Source organism: Actinomadura sp. KC216, from assembly GCF_004348535.1.
Lineage (GTDB): Bacteria > Actinomycetota > Actinomycetes > Streptosporangiales > Streptosporangiaceae > Spirillospora.
Genome location: NZ_SMJX01000003.1, coordinates 51240 through 73572 on the forward strand (window position 1 = coordinate 51240; position 22333 = coordinate 73572).

The window sequence follows — 22333 nt, forward strand, 5'->3', positions numbered from 1 at the left end:
TCACGCGAGCGGCGCCCACATGACGAGGCGCGGGCCGAGCTCGTGCAGCCCGGCCTTGACCTCGGCGTCCCAGTACGAGCGGATCTCCGGGCCCCAGCGCTCCTCGGGCAGGTCCACGAACCCGTGCCTGGCGTACCAGGGGCCGTTCCATGGGACGTCCCGGAACGTCAGGAGGCTCACCCCGGGCGATCCCGCCGCGGCGGCCCGCGCCTTGACCTCGTCCAGCAGGCGGGCGCCGATGCCGCGCCCGGCCAGGTCGCCGCGCACCGATATCTGCTCCAGATGGACGGCCCCGTCGACCTCCTCCACCGCCGCGAACCCGACCGGCGGGTCCCCGGCCACGAGAATCTCCGCGCCCTTCCCGATCATCTGCTCCACCACGGTCGGCGCGGGCGGGAACACGATGCCGATCTCCGCGAACATCGCGTCCCCGGAACTCTCGATCGCCGGCAGCCCCGCCAAGTCCCCGGGCCGCGCCGCCCGGACCTCGTACCCCATCCCATGATCGTAGGTCGTCCCCGCCGCCCCGGTCCCTCCCCTCAAGGACAGATTCGGCCATGCACCCGCGAAGGAGGGAGCTCGGAATGGTCCGCTTCACCGCCTGAAGCGCGATATGGCGGGACGGGCCGCCCCTTTGATCGCCATTGCCGGGACACTGCGGCTTGGCCCCCATTTCGGTGCGACGGGAATCAAAATTCCCGTGCCATGGCACTGGCGTGCGGTCGAAGCGTGATGCACCGGATGGTCATCGAAAAATATCCGCCAGGCTAGCCGTATCGCCCTATCGGACGCGCTTATACGAGACGATTCAGTCGAATTTATTCGCATACTTCGGATTTGTCCGGTCTGGTTCGGTCACATCGGACGTGCGGCACCGTCCGAGGTCATCGGGACGGAAGGGTGGCCAGACCGTTCCCGCCGTGCGATGCTTCAGCGCGTTTCGCCATTCGCGAGGGCGAAACAGGGAGCTCCCCAAAGGGAAATCACGACGAGAAAAGGAGAGAAGATGAAGCGTTACGAAACGCCCGTCCTCGTGGCGGCGGGCTCCTTCCGCAAGGTGACCGGCCTCCTCCAGACCAGCGGCAACGACCGTCTGATCCTCAGCAAGAACTGACGACGGCGCCCTCCACCATGCCAATGTCCGAGCACAGCGGCATGCCGGGTCACGGCGAGGCGTTCTTCGTGGTCCTGCCGGACCACGAGGCCGCCCTCGCCGTGGCCGCGGGCGTGCCCCACGTCCGCACGCTGCGGCACCCCTCCGGGCGGCCGTGGCTGATCGGGAACTGGACGGACGCCGAGATCACCGCGGCCGGGGCGGGCGACGCCCGGCTGGCGCTGATCGGCACCCGCCCACACGACGTCGAGCGGATCGAGCGGGAGGCGGAGCGGCTCACGGCCCTCACCACGCTCGACCGGCTCGCTCACACACTGCCCGGCAGCTTCCACCTGGTCGCCGCCCTCGGCGGCCGGACCCGCGTGCAGGGCGACGCGGCCGGGCTGCGACTGGTCTTCCACGCGCGGGTGGACGGCGTCACGGTGGCGGCCGACCGCGCCGACGTCCTCGCCGCGCTGGCCGGCGCCGAGCTGGACGAACGGCAGATCGCGGTGCGGCTGATGTGGCCCGTCCCCCATCCGCTCACCCACACGCCGATGTGGCGGGACGTCCACGGCGTCGAGCCGGGCGCCCACCTCCTCCTGGACGCGGAGGGCCGCGCCCGGACGCGCCGCTGGTGGTCGCCGCCCGAACCCGAGCAGCCCCTGGCCGCCGGGGCCGCCGAGCTGCGCACCGCGCTCGCCCGGGCGGTCGGGGTGCGCACGGAGGGCGGCGGCACCATGAGCTGCGACCTGTCCGGCGGGCTGGACTCCACGTCGGTCTGCTTCCTCGCCGCCCGCGGCCCCGCCGAGCTCATCGCCAGTACGTGGCCGGGTCGCGACCCCATCGACGAGGACCTGCTGTGGGCCCGCCGGGCTCACGAGCACCTGCCCGGCGTCGAGCACGCGGTATGGCCCGCGGACGAGTCGCCCCTGGTCTACGCGGGCCTCCTCGACATCGACGACCCCCTGGACGAGCCGACCATCGGAATGATGGACCGGGCCCGCGTCCTCAGCCACATCCCCCGGCTGGTCGCGAAGGGCAGCCGCCTGCACCTGACGGGCATCGGCGGCGACCAGCTCGCCTGGTGCTCGGAGGCGCACTACCACGGGCTGCTGCGCCGCCGGCCGCTGCCCGCGCTGGGCCGGCTCCGCGGGTTCCGGGCGCTGTTCGACTGGCCGCTCGGCCCGACGGCGCGGGCGCTGGCCGACGGCCGCCCGTACCGGCGCTGGCTGGCCGGCGCGGCGGCGGACCTCCGCCGCCCCCCGGAGCCGACCGTGGTCGGCGCGCTCGGCTGGGACATGGCACCCCGGCTCTTCGACTGGGTGACGCCCGACGCGGAGCACGCCGCCAAGGAGCTGATCCGGGACGCCGCCCGGACCGCCGAGCCGCTGGCGCCGGACCGCGGGCAGCACGCCGACCTGCAGAGCGTCCGGATGTGCACCCGCATCATCCGGCAGTGGGAGCAGATGAGCGCCCGCGCCGGGCTCCCGATGTCCTCCCCCTTCCTGGACGACCGGGTGATCGAGGCCTCCCTCGCCGTCCGTCCCGAGGAGAGGGTCACGCCGTGGCGGTACAAGCCGCTCCTGGTCGCGGCGATGCGGGGCATCGTCCCCGACGAGTGCCTGGCGCGGTCGAACAAGGCGGAGGCGTCGATGGACGCCGCCGACGGCCTGCGCGCCCACCAGGGCGACCTCATGGAGCTGTGGGACGGCTCCCGGCTGGCCCGGCTCGGGCTGGTCGACGCCGCCCGGCTGCGGGCGCTGGCCGCGCGTCCCGCGACCCCCGAGCTGCGTGACGCGATCCTGTACTCCACCGTCGGCTGCGAAGTCTGGCTCCGCACCCTGGACCGGCCCGCCGCGACCACCGCCGCCTCGCCGCCCGCCGCCGCGCCCTCCCCCGGCGGCGGCACCCCTTCCACCTGAGAGGAGACCGGATGACACTGCGACTGCGTCCCGGCGTGTCCACGGCGGACACCGCGTACGGGACCGTCCTGCTCGACGAGCGCAGCGGAGACTACTGGCAGCTCAACCCGACCGCGGCGACGGTGTTCAGGCGGCTGGCGGCGGGCGACAGCGAGACGCAGGCCGCCGCGGCCCTCGCCGACGAGTTCGACGTCGACCCGGCGCAGGCGCTGCAGGACGTGACCGCGCTGGTGGAACACCTGCGGACGGCCCGGCTGGTGACCTCGTGACCGTGCCGAGCGCGCTGCACCGCCCGTCCGGGGGCCCGCCGGCGCGGCGCGCGGCGGCCAGGGTCGCGGTGTCGCTGGCCCGGCTCCTCGCCCACCTGCCGCCCGGTCGCATCCAGACGGTCCTCGCCGTCCTGCGCGCGGGCGCCCGGCCCGCCACCTACGAGCAGGCGCGGGCGGCGCGCGACGCGGTGACCGGCGTCAGCCTCACCTGCCTCGGTCCCCGCGGCTGCCTGCCCCGGTCCCTCGCGACGGCGCTGCTGTGCCGGCTGTGGGGCGGCTGGCCGACGTGGTGCGTCGGCGCGCGGACGCTGCCCCCCTTCGGCGCGCACGCGTGGGTGGAGGCGGAGGGGCGGCTCGTCGAGGAGAACGTCCCGGACGGCTACCTCGTCCCGCTGATCTCCGTCCCGCCGCGTCCCCGCCGGCGCGACCGCCCGGCGCCGTGACCTCCGGCGCGCCCGGCGGGTTGCGCGACGTGCTGCGGCTGGCCGCCGGGCACCGCGGCCCGATCGCCGCCACCGTGGCGCTGACCCTCGCCGCGTCGGCGCTGGGGCTGGCCCAGCCGCTGGTCGCGCGGGACGTGATCGACGCCGCGGGAGCGGGCCGGACGGTGTGGGGAGGGGTGGCGGCGCTGGTCGGGCTGTTCGCCGTCCAGGCACTGGTCCAGGCGCTGGTCCGGTTCCAGCTCGGGCGCACCGGCGAGGGGATCGTGCTCGGCATCCGGCTCAACCTGATCGACCGGCTGCTGCGGCTCCGCATGCCCGCCTACGACCGGCACCGGGTCGGCGACCTGATCTCCCGGACGGACGCGGACACCTACGCGCTGCGGCAGATCGTCGCGGGCGGCCTCACCGACGCCGTGACGGGGAGCGTCGGCCTGGCCGCCACGATCGCGCTGATGCTCTGGCTCGACTGGACGCTGTTCGCGTGCGTCGCCGCCGTCGTCCTGATCGCCGGGACGGCGCTCGCCGCGGCGCTGCGCGGGATGCGGGCCGCGTCGCTGCGCGGCCGGCGGGCGACCGGCGAGATGGCCGCCGACATGGAGCGGGCGCTGAGCGCGATCCGGACCGTCAAGGCCGCGCGGGCCGAGGCGCGGGAGAGCGAGCGCATCGGCGGCCGGGCCCGGGCCGCCCACGCCGCCGGCGTCCGGATGGCCGGGTTCGACGCGCTGGTCGCGCCCGCGACGGAGCTGGCGGTGACGGGGTCGTTCCTGCTGGTGCTGCTGATCGGCGGGGCGCGCGTCGCGGGCGGGGCCGGCTCCGTCGGCGATCTCGTCGCGTTCCTGCTCTACATGCTCTATCTGACGGGGCCGCTGGGCGCGCTGTTCGAGTCGCTCAGCGCCGTCCAGCAGGGGACGGGCGCCGCGCACCGCATCACCGAGGCCCTCGCCCTCCCGCGGGAGACCGGCGCACGGGAGACCGGCGGCGATCCGCCGCAGGCGCTCGACGCGGCTCCGGAGGACGGGCGTCACCCGGCGCTGGAGTTCCGCGACGTCCGGTTCGGCTACCAGCCGGAGCGGCCGGTCCTGCGAGGCGTGTCGTTCGAGGTGCCGCGGCACGGCCATGTGGCGCTGATCGGCCCGTCCGGCGCGGGCAAGTCGACGATCTTCGCGCTGGCCGCGCGCTTCTACGACCCGGACGGCGGGGAGGTACTGGCCGGCGGGGTGGCGGCCGGCGCGACGGGCAGGTCCCGCCACCGGGCCGGGATCGGGCTCGTCGAGCAGGAGTGCCCGATCCTGGACGGCACCCTCCGCGACAACCTGGTCTACGCCGCTCCGCACGCCGGGGACGGCGAGATCCGCGAAGTGATCGGCATGACCAACCTGGGGGGCCTCGTCGCGCGGCTCCCCCACGGCCTGGACACCCGCGTCGGCGAGCACGGGCGGGAGCTGTCGGGCGGCGAACGGCAGCGCATGGCGATCGCCCGCGCGCTCCTCCCCCGGCCGCGGCTCCTGCTGCTGGACGAGCCCACGTCCCACCTCGACCTGGAGAGCGAGCTGGCGCTGCACCGGACGCTCGGCGAGGTCGCGCGGCGGTGCGCGCTCCTGGTGATCGCGCACCGGTTCACCACCGTCCGTGCCGCCGCCCAGGTCATCGTCCTGGACGGGGGCAGGATCGTCGCGTCCGGCGGGCACGAGGAGCTCATGGAGGCCAGCCCCTACTACCGCGGCCTCGCCACCGCGTGGCCCCGCGAGGACGCACCCGCGCACCCCTGACCGCCGCCGGCCGTCCGGTGGGACGAGGACCGTTCACCCGGTGAGGGGAGCGGGATCACGCCCGGGAGGGAGGCCCGGCGCCGGGTGCGGGCCGTTCACTTGCGGTGGGCGGTTCACACGTGATCGGAAGGTTTCGCAGTGGCGGGGAAACTGATGTCGGGCATTCGCCGGGTGCATGGGAGGACCGTCGAGGGCGTCCCCCGGTGGGCGGTGATCGCGGCCTATGCGGCGAGCCTGACCGTGCTGCCGTCCTGCGTCTGGCGGATCGCGCTCGGCTTCGGCGCCCCGATCGGCCCGTTCACGGGCGACGTCGGCGACATGCGCGGCGATCTGCCCGCATGGATGCCCATGTGGGGCTACACGATCCTGCTGAGCGTCCTCAGCGAGGCGCTGGCGCTCCTGGCCGTCGGGCTGGTCAGCCAGTGGGGGGAGGTGTTCCCCCGCTGGGTCCCGCTGCTGCGCGGGCGCAGGGTGCCGACCCTGGCCGCCGTGATCCCCGCGGGCGTGGGCGCGGCCGTCCTCACCCTGGCGACACTGGCGATGACGCCGACCTTCGACGAGTTCACCGCACCGGACGGCACCATCGTGCACCTCGAAGGGTGGAGGCTCGGGCTGTTCGTCGCGTCCTACGGGCCGCTGCTGCTCTGGGGCCCGCTGCTGGCGGTCGCGACCGTCGCCTACTACCTCCGCCGGACGCGCACGTCCCTCGCCCAGGCATGAGCGCGGGAAATCAAGGTGCGGACGGGCCGCCCAAATGGCCATGCTGAGGCATGGGTTGGACGCTCACTGACGATCTCCAAGAATTCCTTGCACGGGCGGACGGCTTCCTTCGCCGCGACCCCGTCGCGAACACCGTGGCGCTCACCGTGACCGGCACCCTGCGCGAGCAGGGCCCCGGCGTCTACGGCAAGACGCTCTTCGGCTGGTGGGCGGACGGCGGGCCCGTCGAAGGCACGGTCCTGCGGACGGGCGCCTATCCGCCGCTGCTGAGCGCGATGCCCGAACGGGCCGCGCAGGAGCTGGCGCGGGCGCTGGCCCGGCGGGGCGAGGCGGTGCCCGACGTCAACGGGGCGCGGGCGGCCGCCGGCGCGTTCGCCGGGACGTGGCTGGACGAGACGGGCGCGGCGGGACGCGTGACGATGCGGCAGCGGCTCTACCGGCTGGACCGGCTGCGCGTCCCCGACCCGCCGCCGGACGGCGCCGCGCGCGTCGCGGGCGGCGCCGACCGTGCGCTGCTGCGGGAATGGTTCGCGGCGTTCGACCGGGAGGCCGGCGGGCACGGCGGCGTGAACCCGGCGGTGCTCGACCGCAGGCTCGCGGACGGCTGCATCACGTTCTGGGAGGTCGGCGGCCGTCCCGTGGCGGTGGCCGGGCGGACGCAGGCCGTCGCCGGGGTGGCGCGGGTCGCGCCCGTGTACACGCCGGCGGGGCACCGGCGCCGCGGCTACGGGGCGGCGGTCACGGCCGCGGTCACGCGGGCCGCGCTGGACGCGGGCGCCGCCGGGGTCGTGCTGTTCACCGACCTCGCCAACCCGACCAGCAACGGCGTGTACCAGCGCCTCGGCTACCGTCCGGTCGAGGACCGCGTGGTACTGACCTTCGCCTGATCCGGGCGCGGGTGGCGCGCGGGCGCGGCGGCTACTTGACGCCCGCCTCCTTCATCTCGCGGAGCTCGCGCTTGAGTTCCTTGATCTCGTCGCGGAGCCGGGCGGCGAGCTCGAACTGCAGGTCGGCGGCGGCCTGGTGCATCTGGGCGGTCATCTCCTCGATGATCGCCTCCAGCTCCTCGCGGGGGCGCTCGCCGACCAGGTCGGCGGCGTGCCGGCCCACCTCCCTGGTGCGGGACGCGAGGCCGGGGACGGGCGCCTTGCCGCGGCTCTGCTGGCGTCCGGCGCCGCCGATCAGGGTCTCGGTGTCGGCGTCCTCGCGGGCGAGGGAGTCGAGGATGTCGGCGATGCGCTTGCGGAGCGCGGTCGGCTCGATGCCGTGCTCGGCGTTGTAGGCCTGCTGCTTGGCGCGGCGCCGGTTGGTCTCGTCGATCGCGCGCTCCATCGACGGGGTGACCGTGTCGGCGTACATGTGGACCTGGCCGGACACGTTGCGGGCCGCGCGGCCGATCGTCTGGATGAGGGACGTCTCCGAGCGCAGGAAGCCCTCCTTGTCGGCGTCCAGGATCGCGACGAGGGACACCTCGGGCAGGTCGAGGCCCTCGCGGAGCAGGTTGATGCCCACCAGGACGTCGTACTCGCCGGCGCGCAGCTCGCGGAGCAGCTCGATGCGGCGCAGCGTGTCGACCTCGCTGTGCAGGTAGCGGACCTGGATGCCGAGTTCGAGGAGGTAGTCGGTGAGGTCCTCGGCCATCTTCTTGGTGAGGGTGGTGACGAGGACGCGCTCGTCCCGCTCGGTGCGCTCGCGGATCTCGTGGATGAGGTCGTCGATCTGGCCCTTGGTGGGCTTGACGACGACCTCGGGGTCGATGAGGCCCGTCGGGCGGATGACCTGCTCGACGACGTCGCCCTTGACGCGGTTCATCTCGTACGTGCCGGGCGTCGCGGACAGGTAGACGGTCTGGCCGATGCGGTCGAGGAACTCCTCCCACTTGAGGGGGCGGTTGTCCATGGCGGACGGCAGCCGGAAGCCGTGCTCGACCAGCATCCGCTTGCGGGACGCGTCGCCCTCGTACATCGCGCCGATCTGCGGCACGGTCTGGTGGGACTCGTCGATGACGAGGAGGAAGTCTTCGGGGAAGTAGTCGAGGAGGGTGTTGGGGGCGGTGCCGGGGCCGCGGCCGTCGATGTGGCGGGAGTAGTTCTCGATGCCGGAGCAGGTGCCGACCTGCCGCATCATCTCGACGTCGTAGCTGGTGCGCATCCGCAGGCGCTGCGCCTCCAGCATCTTGCCCTGCCGCTCCATCACGGCGAGCGTCTCCTCCAGCTCGGCCTCGATGTCGCGGATGGCCCGCTCCATCCGCTCTGGGCCGGCGACGTAGTGGGACGCGGGGAAGACGTACAGCTCCTCGTCCTCGGTGATCAGCTCGCCGGTGAGCGGGTGCAGGGTGGCGAGCTTCTCGATCTCGTCGCCGAACATCTCGATGCGGACGGCGAGCTCCTCGTACTGCGGGATGATCTCGATCGTGTCGCCGCGGACGCGGAACGTGCCGCGGGTGAACGCGAGGTCGTTGCGCGTGTACTGCATGGCGACGAGCTGGCGGAGCAGGTCGTCGCGCTCGATCTCCTGGCCGACGTTGAGCCGGACCATCCGGTCGACGTACTCCTGCGGGGTGCCGAGGCCGTAGATGCAGGACACGGACGCGACGACGACGGTGTCGCGGCGGGTGAGCAGCGAGTTGGTGGCCGAGTGGCGGAGCCGGTCGACCTCGTCGTTGATCGAGGAGTCCTTCTCGATGTAGGTGTCGGTCTGCGGGATGTACGCCTCGGGCTGGTAGTAGTCGTAGTACGAGACGAAGTACTCGACGGCGTTGTGCGGCAGCATCTCGCGCAGCTCGTTGGCGAACTGCGCGGCGAGGGTCTTGTTCGGCTGCATGACCAGGACGGGCCGCTGCACCTTCTCCACTAGCCACGCGATCGTGGCGGTCTTGCCCGTGCCGGTGGCGCCGAGGAGCACCGAGTCCTTCTCGCCGGCCTGGACGCGGGCGGCGAGCTCGGCGATCGCCTGCGGCTGGTCGCCCGACGGCGTCATCTCGGTGACGACCTCGAACGGCGCCACGCGCCGCCGCAGATCCGTGATCGGCCGCATCGCCGCCCCTCCCCCTCGTCCGGCGTTCTCCCGTGCTTCCCCAACAGTACGCAAGCCCTCAGACATTCCGTATCGGAGCAGGTCAGCCGCTCTGGAGCGGCGGCTGGGTCAGGAGGCGGGGAGCGGGATCCTGGCGCGGACGGCGTAGCCGCCCCTGCGGGGCCCGGCCTCGAAGCTGCCGCCGAGGGCCGTGACGCGCTCGCGGAGCCCGACCAGGCCGTTCCCGCCGCTCGGCAGGCGGTGCTCCGGGCGGGCGGTGGGCGGGTCGTTGGCGATCTCGACCTCGATGGCCTCCGGGAGCAGGTCGAGACCGACGCGGGTGTCGGCGGCGCCCGCGTGCTTGTGGACGTTGGTGAGCGCCTCTTGGACGAGGCGGTAGACCGTCCGTCCCACGGCGGCGGGCATGGGGCGCTCCTCCCCGCGGATCGCCAGGTCGACGCGGAGGCCCGCCGCGCCCGACTGCCCGACCAGCTCCCGGACGTGCGCCAGCGTCACCGCCTCCTGGGGCAGCACCTCCTCGCCCTGCCGCAGGACGCCGATGACGTGGCGGAGTTCCTCCAGCGCCTGCCGTCCCATGTCGCCGATGACGCCTGCGGTCTCGGCGGCCCGGCTCGGGTCGCGGACGGCGATCGCCTTCAGGGCCCCGGCGTGGACGACCATGACGCTGATCCTGTTGGCGACCACGTCGTGCATCTCCCGGGCGATACGGGTGCGTTCCTCGCCCCGCGCGCGCTCTGCGAGGAGGTGCTGTTCCCGTTCGAGGCGCGCCGCCCGCTCCTGGAGCGAGGCCACGAGCTGCTTGCGTGCGCCCATGTAAAGGCCGAGCAGGACGGGGACGGCGACGAACGCGACCCCGAAGATGGCCTGCGCCGGGAAGGACTCCTTCGACGACGTCGGCCCGGGGAAGGCGAGCGAGCTGATGTACCCGATCACCGCGAGCCCCACGACCGTCCTGCGGGACGTGGTGTACGCGGCGAGCGAGTACACGATGACGAGCGCCGCGAACGCGCCCGCTCCGGTGATCGTGCCGAAGACGAGCAGGAAGAACATCAGGCCGACCGGGTAGACGCGCCGCACGACCGTGGCGAGGCCGAGGATGACGCTGGACACCGACACGACCGGCGGCGGCAGCCAGAAGCTCTGGTCGACGAACCACAGGAAACAGCCGTCCAACGCGGCGAGCGTGACGGCGATGGCAATGTCGAGCGCGCGTGACCGCTGCGAAGGCCACGCGGACGACCACCAGCCCCGCACGTGCATGCGACGAAGCCTATAGCGACCGCTGGGTAGCAAAGGTCGTCCTGGTAGCAACGGCGACATGCGGGGGCGCACCGCCGCAGAGGCACGCGAATCCCCCTGTCCGCGGGACTTTCCCGGGCTCCGGGTGCTGTGGTTACGATGACGGCGCCGACCGTGCTGTTCGACAGGGACGACCCCCGCACGCCCCCGAACCGCGCCCCGAAGCGCCTCCCGGCGCCGACCCAGGACGGGGTAACCGCAGAACATGACCCGCTTCACCAATTGGTTCGGGAAGAACGCCGACGCCGTGATCGCGCTGATCCTCGCCGTCGTCGTCGCGGTGATCGGACTCGGTGTGCAGTTCGACAACGAGGCGGAGATCACCAACAGCGCGATCCTGGCGGTGATCGGCCTGCTGGCGACGTCGGTGCTGCGGGACCGCGGGCGCCGCGTTCCCGTCGAGGCGGAGGTGCGCGACACGCTGCGGGCGTCCTCGTCCACGCTGGACGACCTGAGCGGCAGGCTGTCCCATATCGAGGCGTTCGAGGGCGTCCTGTCCGACACCAAGCGTGCGCTGGACGAGACCACGGTCGTCCGCGTCATCAGCGGCGCGCAGGTGGCGCAGGTGCTCGAAGAGGCCCGCCGCGACACCGACCGGTGGTTCTTCAAGGGCGGGACGGGCACCTACATCCGGGCGCGGACGCTGCCCGAGTGCGTGGCGGCGGCGCGCAGGGAGCGCCGGACGCTGCTGTTCCGCCTGGAGATCCTCGACCCCACCGACGTGGAGGTCTGCGAGGCGTATGCGCGGCACCGCCGTTCGGTGTCGGACGGCCCGGACGCGACGGGCGAGCCGTGGACGCTGGAGCGCACCCGCAAGGAGGCGTACGCGACGATCCTGGCGGCGTGCTGGCACAAGCAGCGGTTCGCCATGCTCGACATCGACATCGGCCTGGCGCGGACCATGACGACGCTGCGCTACGACCTCGCGGCGTCGCGGGTCGTGGTCACCCGCGACGACCCGCGCGGTGAGGCGCTCGTCATCGACAGCAACAAGTTCTATTACAGCTGGGTGAGCGCGGAGCTGCAGACCAGCCTGGACCAGGCGCGCCGCGTCCCCGTCGAGCAGGCGCGGCTGGCTCCGCTGGACGACGAGCCGACCGTCGAGGAGGTCCGCAAGCTCTTCGAGGTGATCGGGATCGACCTCGCGCAGGGCTACACCGACCGCGACGTGATCGAGATCATCCGGAAGGCGCTGCGGGCCAGAGACCCCTACGAGTGACGGTGATCACGAGTGCCGACGAGTGACCGTGAACTGGTGACGAAGTGAGGTACGAGGACATCCGCCGGGAGATCGACGCCGGTACCGCGGCGCGGACGCTCCCGGCCTGGGCCAGAGGCGTCCTGGACGACGTCGCGGCAGGTCGTTCCCCTGTCCCGGCCCTACGGCATCCCCTGGGTTTCGTGTGCCTTCCCGTGGAGCGCGAGGGCGATTTCGGCGTGTGCCTGCACATCTGGACGCCGGAGGTGAGCCCGGCGCCGTCCACCACGTCGCTGGTGCACTGCCACAGCTGGGATCTGCTGAGCTTCGTCCTGTACGGGACGGTGCGGAACGTGCGGATGGACATCCGGGCGAACGCCGGCGCAGAGTCCCAGGGTGATGCGACGCAGCAGATATTCGAGGTCGTGAGCCAGGGCGACGTGGACGAGCTGAGGGCCACCGGACGCGCCGTCCGGTACGCGCCGGGCCGTTCCAGCGCCCACCGGACCGGCGAGTCGTACACCCTGCCGGCCGGTGTGTTCCACACCACGCTCATCGAGGACGGCAAGGAGGCGGCCACGGTCGCCCTGGGCCGGCAGACGCCCGGCGGTGGCGATCTGTCGCTCGGCCCTCTGGACACGCCCACTCACCGGGTGCATCGTGCACGTTCCGACCATGCCGACACGGTGCGGGCCCTGCGGCGCTCCGCCCGCAGCATCGCCTCCGCTCATCCGTCCCGTGCACCGGCCCCATCCGCACCCGACCCGGCTGGAAAGGCCCGATGAGATCCATGACCCCGTCCCCGGCCCTTCCCGTCGATCTGTCGGCGGCCCGCCGCGTGGCCGTGGCGGCCGCCGAGGCGGCGGGCGAACTGCTCAGCGCCGGTGTGGGCGGGCCCCTGGCCGTCACCGCGAAGGGCACGGGCGCGGACGTGGTGACCGATCTCGACCTGGCCGCCGAGGAGCTGATCGTCGGCGTGCTTCGGGACGCGTACCCGGGGCATCGCATCATCGCCGAGGAGTCCGGTGTCCTGGAGGGCGCGCCCGGCGAGGAGATGGTCTGGCTCGTCGACCCCCTGGACGGCACCAACAACGTCGCGATCGGCATGCCCGTCTATGCGGTGGGCCTGGCGTTGTGCGCGCGCGCAGAGCCCGTTCTGGGGGTCGTCCACGACCCGGTGACGGGAAGGACGTGGTCCGCCGTGCGCGGGCGGGGCGCCGTCGGCCCGGACGGTGGGCCGTTGACGCTCGCCGACCATCCGCGGCCTGGGCGGGAGAAGAATCCCGTCCTGGCGTGGACGCAAGGGCATCAGGTCAAGTCGAGCGATCCGGTGGCGTTCGCCATGCGCTCGGCCCTGGAGGACCAGTGCGCGCGGATGCTGCAGCTATGGGCACCGCTGGTGGCGTGGACGATGCTGGCGCGCGGCGACATTGACGGGATCGTCGGCTACCTGCCGGAGATCGTGGACCTGCCCGCCGGGGTGCTGCTGGCCGCCGAGGCCGGTGCCGAACTGCGCCGCCTGGACGGGCGCCCGTACGAGCTCGGCATCGACCGCCCGGCGTCGGAGCTGGGGTTCGTGGCGGCGCGTCCGGAACTGCTCGACCGCCTTCTGGAGACCACGACGAAGATCACGGCGCGCCTGGGCGGGGGCGGCCGGAACGGCCACGTCGCCTGAACAGCCGCCGCCACGGCCGTCACCCGGTCACGAGCAGCGCCGGAACGGTGGCCGCACAGCCCGCGACCGCCAGGACCGTCCCCGTGAGGACGAACTTGCGGATCGGGACCCGGACCTCCCAGCGGCGGCACCACTCGAACCACAGCAGCGTGGCCAGCGAGCCCCACGGCGTGATGACGGGCCCCACGTTCGTCCCGATGAGCAGTGACAGAAGCTGGTCGCTGTTGGAGGCGGGCACGGCCGACTCCCCCGCCACATAGGCGGGCAGGTTGTTGAGGACGTTCGACAACCCCGCGCCGGCGAACGCGGCCCGGAACGCGCCCGCGACGCCGTCGTCGCCGCCCACCAGGGCGCGCATGGCGTCGTCCAGCCCGAACCGTTCGAGCGCGGGCACGACCAGGAACAGGCCCGTGACGAACACCATGAGCTGCCACGGGATCAGCGTGGGACGCAGGCTCGCCCTGTCACGGACGGCGAAGACGCCGACGGCCACTGCGGCGGGGATCGTCGCGGCGATGCCGAGCTGGACGCCGGTGTGGACGCCGGCCAGAATCGCGCCGATGAAGATGAGGCACGCGAGCCCGGTGGCGAAGAACAGCACGCGGTCCTTGATGGGCGCGGGCTCTGGCGTGTCGTAGGAGTCCTCACCGCGCATGCTCCGCCGCCAGTAGAACGCCCAGAGAAGCGCCATCGTGACGGCCAGGACCGCGAGTTGAGGCGCCCACATGCGCGCGGCGAATTCGCGGGTCTCCAGCGCGACCCGGTCGGCGGCCAGCAAATTGGTCAGATTCGATACGGGCAGCAGAAGGCTCGCGGTGTTGGCCAGCCACACGGTGGTCATGGCCAGCGGGAGGGTCGCGATCCGCGCGCGCGCCGCCAGCGCCAGCATGACCGGTGTCAGCAGCACGGCGGTCGTGTCGAGGTTCAGGAAGATGGTGGTCAGCGACGCGAACGCCACGCAGAGCACGAACAGCGCGCCGTAGTTGCCGCGCCCGGCCCGCGCCAGCCGCTGCGCGATCGCGTCGAAGACCCCGGCCTCCTTGGTGAGCTCCGCCAGGATGATGACGCTGAACAAGAACAGCAGCAGGGGCGCGACCCGTCCGACACTGGACCGGGCCGTTTCGGCAGGCAGCAGCCCTGTAGCGACGAAGGCCACGCCGAGCACGAGGACGCCGATACGGATCCAGTCGAGAACGCCCAGCGCGCGCGCCGCGCGCCGCGCGGTCTCGATCCGGGCTGACACCGCGCCATGATCCCATAGCGCTCCCGGGCGCCGGACGACATGATCCTCAAGGCGGCACGGCACGCTGAATTCCCCGTCCCAGAGCGGGATACTGGCGGCATGACACCCCCCGGCGACGAGCACCGACACAACGCCAGGCAGGAGCGTCCGACCGACTTCTTCATCAGCTACTCCCCCGCGGACGAGCGGTGGGCGTCCTGGATCGCCTGGCAGCTGGAGGCCGCCGGGCACCGGACGATGATGCAGGCGTGGGACTTCGTGCCCGGCACCAACTTCATCGACTTCATGGACCGGGGCCTGTCGGAGGCCAAGGCCGTGGTGGCGGTGCTGTCGAGCAACTACCTGCGTTCCAGGTACGGGCGGCTGGAGTGGATGGCGGCGCTGAGGGCCGACCCGGACGACCCCGCCCGGAAGCTGGTCACGGTCCGCATCGAGGACTGCCCGATCGACGGGCTGCTGTCGACGATCACCTACGTGGACCTGGTCGGGATCGCCGACCCCGACGAGGCGCGCGGGCTGCTGATGCGGCGCATCGAGGAGGCCCTCGCCGGCCACGCGCGTCCCCAGGACGGCCCTGGCTTCCCCGGGCCGGGCCCGGGGCTCCCGCAGTCCAGGCCGCCGCTCCAGGGCCGTCTGGAGGCGTCTGAGGGCCGCGAGGACGGCGGCGGGCGGCCGGAGCCGGCCGGGGAGCGGCCCGCCCGGCGGGCGCCCGTGGCCGCGCCGGCGTTCCCCGCGGCCGACGAGGGCCGCGACGAGCCGCGCGAGCACCTCAGCGTCCTGCACATCTCGGGCCCCCGCTTCGGGCGGACGCTCGCCGAGCCCGGCGAACCCACCACGGCCAGCGAGCTGCAGGACCGCATCTGGAGCGATGTGACGCGGCTGGCCGATTCGGGAGTGCCGCGCCCGGAACTGCTCGTCGTCACCGGCAACATCACCCATTCGGGGAGCCGCAAGGAGTTCGCCGAGGCGCTGTCGTTCCTGACGAGCCTGCGCGCGCTTCTAGGGCTTGAGGCGCAGCGCGTCGTGATCGTCCCTGGCACGCACGACGTGACACGAGCCGCGTGCCAGGCGTACTTCTCCAGCTGCGAGGCCGACGACATTGAGCCGCAGCCGCCGTACTGGCCGAAATGGCGCCACTACGCGGGGCTGTTCAAGGAGTTCTACCAGGGCATAGACGCGCTCATCTTCGACAGCGCGCAGCCGTGGACGCTGTTCCCCATCCCGGATCTGCGGGTCGTGGTCGCCGGTCTCAATTCGACGCTGCCGCAGTCCCACCGCGAGGCGGACCGCTACGGGCGGGTCGGGCGCGCGCAGGCGGCCTGGTTCAACGAGCGCCTCCGCCATTTCGAGGACGAGGGATGGCTGCGCCTGGGCGCGATCGAACACACCCCCATCGCCGGTGAGCCGGGTGCGCTGCGCGACCCAGAGACCATCGAGATGCTGCTCGGCGGCCACATCAACCTGTTCTTCCAAGGGACGCAGTCGGAATTCGGCGCCGTTCCCCTGCTCGGCAATGGCGTCCCGTGCGTCCCGGCGCTCGGCCCTGGACGGCACCAGATCGTCGTCATGCGGCGCGACGGCCTCGACAGGTGGATCCCCGAGGACGCCGAGCGGCGAGGCCCGGAACGGCTCGACGTGCCCTGGTCGAGCGTCCAGGGAACGTTCCCGCCCGCGGAGACCCCGCCGGCACCGCCCGTCCCGGAGATCGGTCCCAGGGCGAACGGGGCCGTCGACCCCGTGCCCGACCCCACGGCGCAGCTGCTCGACCGCCTGACGGAGGCGTGCGAGACGCGTTTCGAGCGCGCGACCATCCGGCGCATCGTCCCGCCGCCGGGCGAGGACGGCCGGGCAGACCCGCCGCACCTGCTGCTGACCCACTTGGAGGACGGGTTCGTCCGGCAGTACCGCATCGGCGCCCATGTCGGCCAGGTGACCGAGGCGGACGTGGACGCGTTCGTCCGCCACGTGCACGCCGACGGCACCGACCACGGGTCCGAACTGGTGTACCTGGGGCCCGCACCGGCCCGCTCCCTACGCGACGACGCGCTCCGGCGCGGCATCCGCGTGCGCAGCCTCACCGAGTTCCAGGGGCTCCTCGACCTGTCGGAGTACGTGACGGCCCAGACGGGACGGCTCTCCGCAGGCGGTCTTTACCCGCCGACCCTGTACGTGCCGCAGCGCTACCGGGAACTCGACCGGCTCCGCGGCGACACCGCGTCCGGCGAGGAGAACCGATCGATCACGGAGGTCCACGAGGACGTCGTCGGCGAGATGCTGCGCCTTCTGGCCGCCGACCACGGCCGGTTCCTGCTGCTGCTCGGCGACTTCGGCCGCGGCAAGACCTTCGCCCTGCGCGAGCTCGCCCGCCGCGTCCCGCAGGAGCTCCCGCACGTCATCCCGATCCTGATCGAGCTGCGCGCCCTGGACAAGGCGCACTCGGTGGACGGTCTCGTCGCCGCGCACCTGGCCAACCACGGCGAGGAGCTCATCGACCTCAAGGCGTTCCACTACATGCTCCGCCAGGGACGCATCGTGCTGCTCTTCGACGGGTTCGACGAGCTCGTCACGCGGATGACCTACGACAAGGCCGCCGACCACCTCGACACGCTTCTGCAGGCCGCCCAGGACAAGGCCAAGATCGTGGTGGCGAGCCGCACGCAGCACTTCAAGTCGCAGGCGCAGGTCCTCACTGCGCTGGGCGAGAAGGTCGGCGTGCTGCCGCACCGCCGCGTCCTGGGGCTGGAGGAGTTCGCGCCGCCGCAGGTCCGCTCGTACCTGCTGAACCGGTACGGGGACGAGGCCGCGGCAGAGGCGCGGCTGGACCTCCTGGCGGGCATCGAGGAACTGCTGGCGCTGACGTCCAACCCGCGGATGCTGTCGTTCATCGCCGACCTGCCCGAAGACCGGCTCCGCGCGGTCGCGCAGGCGCGCCGTGCCGTCAGCCCCGCCGACCTGTACCAGGAGATCCTGTCGTCGTGGCTGGCCTACGAGGCCGACCGGGTCGGCGGCTCGGGCGGCCCGTCCGGGCTGAAGGCCGAGGACATGTGGCGCGCCGTGGGGACGCTCGCGCTACGGCTCTGGGAGGGCAACGAGCAGTTCCTGCGCCTCGCCGAGCTCACCGACGTCGCGGACGCCCTCACCGGCCTCGCCGGGGGGCGCATGTCGCCGCACCAGGTGACGCACGCGGTCGGCGCCGGAAGCCTGCTGATCCGCACCGACGAGGGCCTGTTCGGGTTCATCCACGTGTCCGTCATGGAATGGCTGGTCGCACGGCACATCGCGGACGAGTTCGCCCGGGGCGCGGCGCCGTCCGCGCTGGGCCGCCGTGCGCTGACCCAGCTGACCGTCGACTTCCTGTGCGACCTCGCCGACACCCGCGCATGCCAGGAGTGGGCGGCCGGGGTGCTCGCCGACCCCGACGCGGACGACACGGCCCGCGCCAACGCGATCCGCATCACGACACGGCTGCGCACCCCGGCGCGCACCGATCTGCGCGGCGCGCGCCTCCAGGGCGAGGACCTGTCCTACCGCGATCTGCAGGAGGTCGATCTCACCGGGGCGGACCTCACCGACGCGCAGCTCGTCGGCGCCAACCTGTCGCGGGCCGTCCTGCGGGACGCGTCCCTCGCCGGGGCGCGCCTGGACGAGGCGAACCTGACCGGAGCCGACCTGCGCGGCGCGGACCTGTCCCGGGCCCGCCTGGCCCGCGCCGACCTGCGGGACGTCGCCGTCGACGGCAGCCGCTGGACGCGCGCCGCCCTCGTGGACGCCGTGCTCCCCGCCCGGATCGCCGACGCGCCGGAACTGCGCGAGGCGGCGATCGCCCCAGGGCGCCCCATCGACATCCAGGTCGCCCCGCCCGCCGTCGGTGTCCCGTACGGCTTCCACTTCCAGACGAGCCGCCTCCCCCACCCCCTTGCCTACAGCCCGGGCGGCTCGGTCCTGGCCGTGGGCAGCGAGGACGGCGGCGTCCTGGTGTGCGACGCCATCACGGGCGTTCCGCTGCGCACGCTCCAGGGCCACACCGACCGCACCTACGCGGTCGCGTTCGACGCCCAGGGGAACCTCCTGGCGAGCGGCTCCGCGGACGGCACCGTCCGCATCTGGGACCTCGCCACCGGCCACACCGCCCACACCTTCACCGTCCACCCCGAGGGGGTGTGGCCCGTGGTCGTCGGCGGGCAGGCCCCATCGGGCGCGAACCTCATCGCAGCGGGCGCCGCCGACGGGACCATCCGCGTCTGGGACGCCGCGTCCGGCACCCTTCTGCACGAGCTGTCCGGCCACACCGCGCCCGTCTACACGGCTGTGTTCGACCCGGCGGGCTCGCTCATGGTCACCGGCGACGCGGGCGGAACGCTACGCGTCTGGGACCTCGCCACAGGCGCCCTCCAGCGCGAGCTGACCGGCCACCGCGGCGCCGTCTACCGGGCCGTGTTCCACCCGGACGGCTCTCTCCTGGCGGCCGGAGACCAGGAGGGCGCCGTCCGCCTCTGGGACATCCGCACCGGCGAGATCAGCCAGGAACTCCTCGGCCACACCGGCCGCGTCTACGCCATCGCGTTCCACCCGGACGGGAACATCCTCGTCACCGGCGACACCAACGCGTCCGTCCGCATCTGGGAGGACGGCCGCCAGCGCACCACCCTGCAGGGCCACCGGGGCGCCATCTACCAGGCCGCGTTCAGCCCGGACGGCGGCCGCCTCGCCACCGCCGACAGCGCCGGGGCCGTCCGCCTCTGGGACCCGCGGACCGGCCGGCAGCGCCTCGAACTGGCCGGGCACCGCGGCGCGGTGTGGCCTTTCGCGTTCCGCCCGGACGGCGCCCAGCTCGCCACCAGCAGCAACGACGGCACGGCCCGGCTCTGGGACGCCGAGACCGGGCAGTGCCGCGTCGTGCTGCGCGGCCACGGCCGCCGCGTCACCGGCGTCGCGTTCAGCCCGGACGGCGGCATGCTCGCCAGCAGCGGCAACGACGGCCTGGTCCGGCTCTGGGAGCCGCGCTCCGGGCGGATGATCCGCGAGCTGCGCGGCGTCGCCGACAACCTCACCTCCGCCGCGTTCAACACCCGCGACTCCCAGCTCGCCACCGCCACCAACGACGGCGGCGTCCACCTGTGGCAGGCCGGGACCGGCACGTTCGAGCGCGAGCTGAACGCGGAGACCGACCACGTGTGGGCGCAGGCGTTCTCGCCCGCGGGCGACGTTCTCGCCACCGCCAACGACGACGACACGGTCCGGCTCTGGTACTGGACGACCGGCCGCGAGATCGTCAACCTCGCCGACCACAAGGGCCGCGTCCGCTCCATCGACTTCCAGCCGGGCGGCGCCCTGGTCGCGACGGGCTGCGACGACGGTCTCGTCCGGCTCTGGCATCCGAGCACCGGCGAACTCACCGCCGAACTGCGCGGCCACACCGACCGCGTCTACCGCGTGGCGTTCTCGCCCTCTGGGGAGACCCTCGCAAGCGCAAGCAACGACGGGACCGTCCGCCTCTGGGACCCGTCCACCGGGGAGTGCCCGCACACCCTCACCGGCCACACGGGCCGCCTGTGGACGACCGCGTTCCACCCGTCCGGGACCCTGCTCGCAAGCGCGGGCGACGACATGGTCGTGCGCCTCTGGGACCCGTCCACGGGCGAGACCGTCCACACCCTCACCGGCCACACCCGCCGCATCTGGTCGGTCGCGTTCAGCCCGGACGGGGCGCACCTCGCCACCGCCGGAGACGACGGCGCCATCATCCTCTGGGACGTCACCGACCGCGCCGCCCCCGCGCGCCGCGCCACCCTCCTCGGCCTCGCCGAAGGATGGGCCGCCCTGGCGCCCGACGGCCGCTACAAATGGGAGGGCAACGCCACCGCGGAATTCTGGTACGCCGTGGGCATGTGCCGTTTCGAGCCCGGGGAACTGGACGCCTACCTACGCGAAGTCCACCAGCTCCCCCTGGACGCGCCCTTCTGAGGCGTCCGGCCGCCGGAAGTCCGGCCGTCAGAAGTCGAAGACGTGGCCGTAATAGATCCTGGCGCACCCGTCGTTGGTGATGGTCTTGGAGAACGGCTTGATGGGCGCGCCCTTCCAATACCCGGTCGCGGCGGCGTCCACCGGGATCCAGACCTGAAGGCACCCGGCCCGCTGCGGCGGGACCTTCGCGATGTCCCCGCCCGCCAGGGCCAGCTCGGCGCAGGCGGCCGCGGCGTTCTTGTGGGTGCCGCCGACGGGATCGCAGGTCAGGGTCGCGTAGCGGGGCTTCCCTTCCTTCTGCAGGACGACGGAGAGCTTGAGCTCCGTCGGTAACCCGGCCGAGTCGGCGGCGACGGCGGGGGCCGCCACCGCGACACCACCCGCGACCAGGCTCATTCCCAGAATCGCGCGAAACGTGACGCTCGCCATGACATCTCCTTCAAAAAATGGAGCGGTTCAACCCTGATTACACCATTCATTGGAGATGCCACAACGTCCGAATGCGGCCACACCGCGGACGCGTCTCCCAACGCACCAGCATGATCACGCCATGTGCCGGATTAAGTGCGCCCCATAATGGGGCCCATCAATTCCGGGTGAGGGATTCCCAGAGGGCGTCGACCTGGGACTTCAGATCATCGAGCGTGCCGGAATTGTCGATGACGCGGGTCGCGACGGCGCGGCGGTCCGCGCGGGACGCCTGGCTGGCCATGCGGGCGCGGGCGTCCTCCTCCGTCATGCCGCGCCGGGCGACCAGCCGGTCGAGCTGGACCTCCTCGGGGGCGTCCACGACCACGACCTCGTCGTACATCTCCGCGAGGCCGTTCTCCGCGAGGAGCGGGACGTCGTAGACGACGACGGCATCGGCGGGGGCGGCGTCCATCAGCTCCTTCGTCCGCTCCCCCACCAGCGGGTGGACGATCGCGTTCAGCGCCGCGAGCCGCTCCGGGTCGGAGAACACGATCCGGCCGACCTTCTCGCGGTCGAGGCCGCCGTCCGGGAGCAGGACGTCCTCGCCGAACTCCGCGACGACGGCGGCGAGGCCCGGGGTGCCCGGCTCGACCACCTCGCGGGCGATCCTGTCGGCGTCGATGACGAGGGCGCCGTGCTCGCGGAGGCGGGCCGACACCTCGCTCTTGCCCGATCCGATCCCGCCGGTGAGTCCCACTTTCAGCACGGACTCACCCTAGCCGCCGGCCTTAGCGGCCGGGACGAGGGGTTTGCGCATGTGGACGAGCGTGAGATGCGCCGCGACGCGCTCCCGGTGCGTCTCGGCGTAACCGAGCCGCCGGTACAGGCGCAGGTTCGTCTCGCTGAGGTGCCCGGTGAACAGGACGCACGCGTCGGCGCGCCCGGCCACCTCGTCCTCCAGCGCGCGCAGGAGCCGCCCGCCGATCCCGCGGCCCTGCAGATCCGGGACGACGACGAGCCGCCCGACGAGGCACGTCCGGTCGCCGAACTGGGCGCGGACGGCGCCGACGAGGCGTCCGCCCAGCACGGCCTTCAGCACCACCGCGTCCCCGGCGAGGACCTTCCGGAGCTGCCCGGCCGACTCGACCAGCGGGGGGATGAACGGGTCGCCGTACAGCTGCGCCTCGGTGACGTAGGCGGCGCGCTGGACGGTCAGCAGCTCCCCGGCGTCGTCCGGGACGGCCCGCTCGATCGCGACGGCCGGCTCGCTCACCACCCCGCTCCCGGC

Annotated in this window: 18 protein-coding genes; 11 read left to right on the forward strand and 7 right to left on the reverse strand. The window is 73.0% G+C overall.

Translation table 11 applies throughout. The features are described 5' to 3' along the window. Nucleotides 1-498: a GNAT family N-acetyltransferase gene (locus E1264_RS00970; RefSeq protein WP_132168530.1), complete on the reverse strand. Its 498-nt coding sequence runs from the start codon at nt 496-498 to the stop codon at nt 1-3. Nucleotides 499-1006: 508 nt separating this feature from the next. On the opposite strand from E1264_RS00970, the gene E1264_RS00975 reads away from it, so the two are divergent. The 7 genes from E1264_RS00975 (at nt 1007) to E1264_RS45015 (ending at nt 7106) form a co-directional block, all read left to right on the forward strand. Next, entirely contained in the window at nt 1007-1114 is a 108-nt protein-coding gene (locus E1264_RS00975) for a keywimysin-related RiPP (RefSeq protein WP_132168532.1), read from the forward strand. 23 nt (nt 1115-1137) lie between these two features. Next, nucleotides 1138-3018 carry a lasso peptide isopeptide bond-forming cyclase gene (locus tag E1264_RS00980; protein ID WP_132168534.1) on the forward strand — a complete coding sequence of 627 codons (1881 nt, stop codon included), beginning with the start codon at nt 1138-1140 and terminating at the stop codon, nt 3016-3018. An 11-nt stretch (nt 3019-3029) separates the two neighbouring features. Then, nucleotides 3030-3287 (forward strand): lasso peptide biosynthesis PqqD family chaperone, encoded by a 258-nt coding sequence (locus E1264_RS00985; RefSeq protein ID WP_132168536.1) that lies wholly within the window; start codon nt 3030-3032, stop codon nt 3285-3287. Continuing rightward, a complete protein-coding gene (locus E1264_RS00990; RefSeq protein ID WP_132168538.1) occupies nt 3284-3730 on the forward strand; it encodes a lasso peptide biosynthesis B2 protein in 447 nt (148 codons plus the stop codon). Before E1264_RS00985 ends, E1264_RS00990 begins: the two co-directional genes overlap by 4 nt. Continuing rightward, a complete protein-coding gene (locus E1264_RS00995; RefSeq protein ID WP_132168540.1) occupies nt 3727-5499 on the forward strand; it encodes an ABC transporter ATP-binding protein in 1773 nt (590 codons plus the stop codon). The genes E1264_RS00990 and E1264_RS00995 overlap by 4 nt, the downstream gene beginning before the upstream one ends. A gap of 138 nt (nt 5500-5637) precedes the next feature. Continuing rightward, entirely contained in the window at nt 5638-6219 is a 582-nt protein-coding gene (locus tag E1264_RS01000; RefSeq protein WP_243710684.1) for a hypothetical protein, read from the forward strand. A 50-nt stretch (nt 6220-6269) separates the two neighbouring features. Next, complete coding sequence (locus tag E1264_RS45015) at nt 6270-7106, forward strand: GNAT family N-acetyltransferase (RefSeq protein WP_132168542.1); 837 nt, start codon at nt 6270-6272, stop codon at nt 7104-7106. A gap of 31 nt (nt 7107-7137) precedes the next feature. Here the strand turns inward: E1264_RS45015 and uvrB are convergent, their stop codons facing one another. Beyond that, complete coding sequence (uvrB, locus tag E1264_RS01010; protein WP_132168544.1) at nt 7138-9255, reverse strand: excinuclease ABC subunit UvrB; 2118 nt, start codon at nt 9253-9255, stop codon at nt 7138-7140. Between the two features lie 108 nt (nt 9256-9363). After that, entirely contained in the window at nt 9364-10515 is a 1152-nt protein-coding gene (locus tag E1264_RS01015; protein ID WP_132168546.1) for a histidine kinase, read from the reverse strand. A gap of 244 nt (nt 10516-10759) precedes the next feature. On the opposite strand from E1264_RS01015, the gene E1264_RS01020 reads away from it, so the two are divergent. From E1264_RS01020 to E1264_RS01030, 3 genes are read left to right on the forward strand one after another with little or no spacing between them, the layout of a single operon-like run. Continuing rightward, nucleotides 10760-11773, forward strand: coding sequence for a hypothetical protein (locus E1264_RS01020; protein WP_132168548.1), 1014 nt, complete (start codon nt 10760-10762; stop codon nt 11771-11773). A 44-nt stretch (nt 11774-11817) separates the two neighbouring features. Beyond that, nucleotides 11818-12537 (forward strand): hypothetical protein, encoded by a 720-nt coding sequence (locus E1264_RS01025; protein WP_132168550.1) that lies wholly within the window; start codon nt 11818-11820, stop codon nt 12535-12537. Further along, nucleotides 12534-13427 carry an inositol monophosphatase gene (locus E1264_RS01030; RefSeq protein ID WP_243710685.1) on the forward strand — a complete coding sequence of 298 codons (894 nt, stop codon included), beginning with the start codon at nt 12534-12536 and terminating at the stop codon, nt 13425-13427. The genes E1264_RS01025 and E1264_RS01030 overlap by 4 nt, the downstream gene beginning before the upstream one ends. A 19-nt stretch (nt 13428-13446) precedes the next feature. Here E1264_RS01030 and E1264_RS01035 read toward each other — a convergent pair whose 3' ends face one another. After that, the gene (locus E1264_RS01035; protein ID WP_132168552.1) at nt 13447-14670 is read right to left on the reverse strand and encodes an SLC13 family permease; all 1224 of its coding nucleotides are present in this window, start codon (nt 14668-14670) and stop codon (nt 13447-13449) included. Nucleotides 14671-14769: 99 nt separating this feature from the next. Between E1264_RS01035 and E1264_RS01040 the strand changes: the two genes are divergently transcribed. Beyond that, nucleotides 14770-20634, forward strand: a complete 5865-nt coding sequence (locus tag E1264_RS01040) for a TIR domain-containing protein (RefSeq protein ID WP_132168554.1) — start codon at nt 14770-14772, stop codon at nt 20632-20634. A gap of 27 nt (nt 20635-20661) precedes the next feature. On the opposite strand, the gene E1264_RS01045 is transcribed toward E1264_RS01040, so the two are convergent. The 3 genes from E1264_RS01045 to E1264_RS01055 form a co-directional block, all read right to left on the reverse strand. Further along, a complete protein-coding gene (locus E1264_RS01045) occupies nt 20662-21063 on the reverse strand; it encodes an SSI family serine proteinase inhibitor (RefSeq protein WP_132168556.1) in 402 nt (133 codons plus the stop codon). A gap of 157 nt (nt 21064-21220) precedes the next feature. Next, nucleotides 21221-21811 (reverse strand): dephospho-CoA kinase, encoded by a 591-nt coding sequence (gene coaE / locus E1264_RS01050; RefSeq protein WP_132168558.1) that lies wholly within the window; start codon nt 21809-21811, stop codon nt 21221-21223. Between the two features lie 9 nt (nt 21812-21820). Then, nucleotides 21821-22297: a GNAT family N-acetyltransferase gene (locus E1264_RS01055; RefSeq protein WP_132168584.1), complete on the reverse strand. Its 477-nt coding sequence runs from the start codon at nt 22295-22297 to the stop codon at nt 21821-21823. Between the last annotated feature and the right edge of the window lie 36 nt (nt 22298-22333).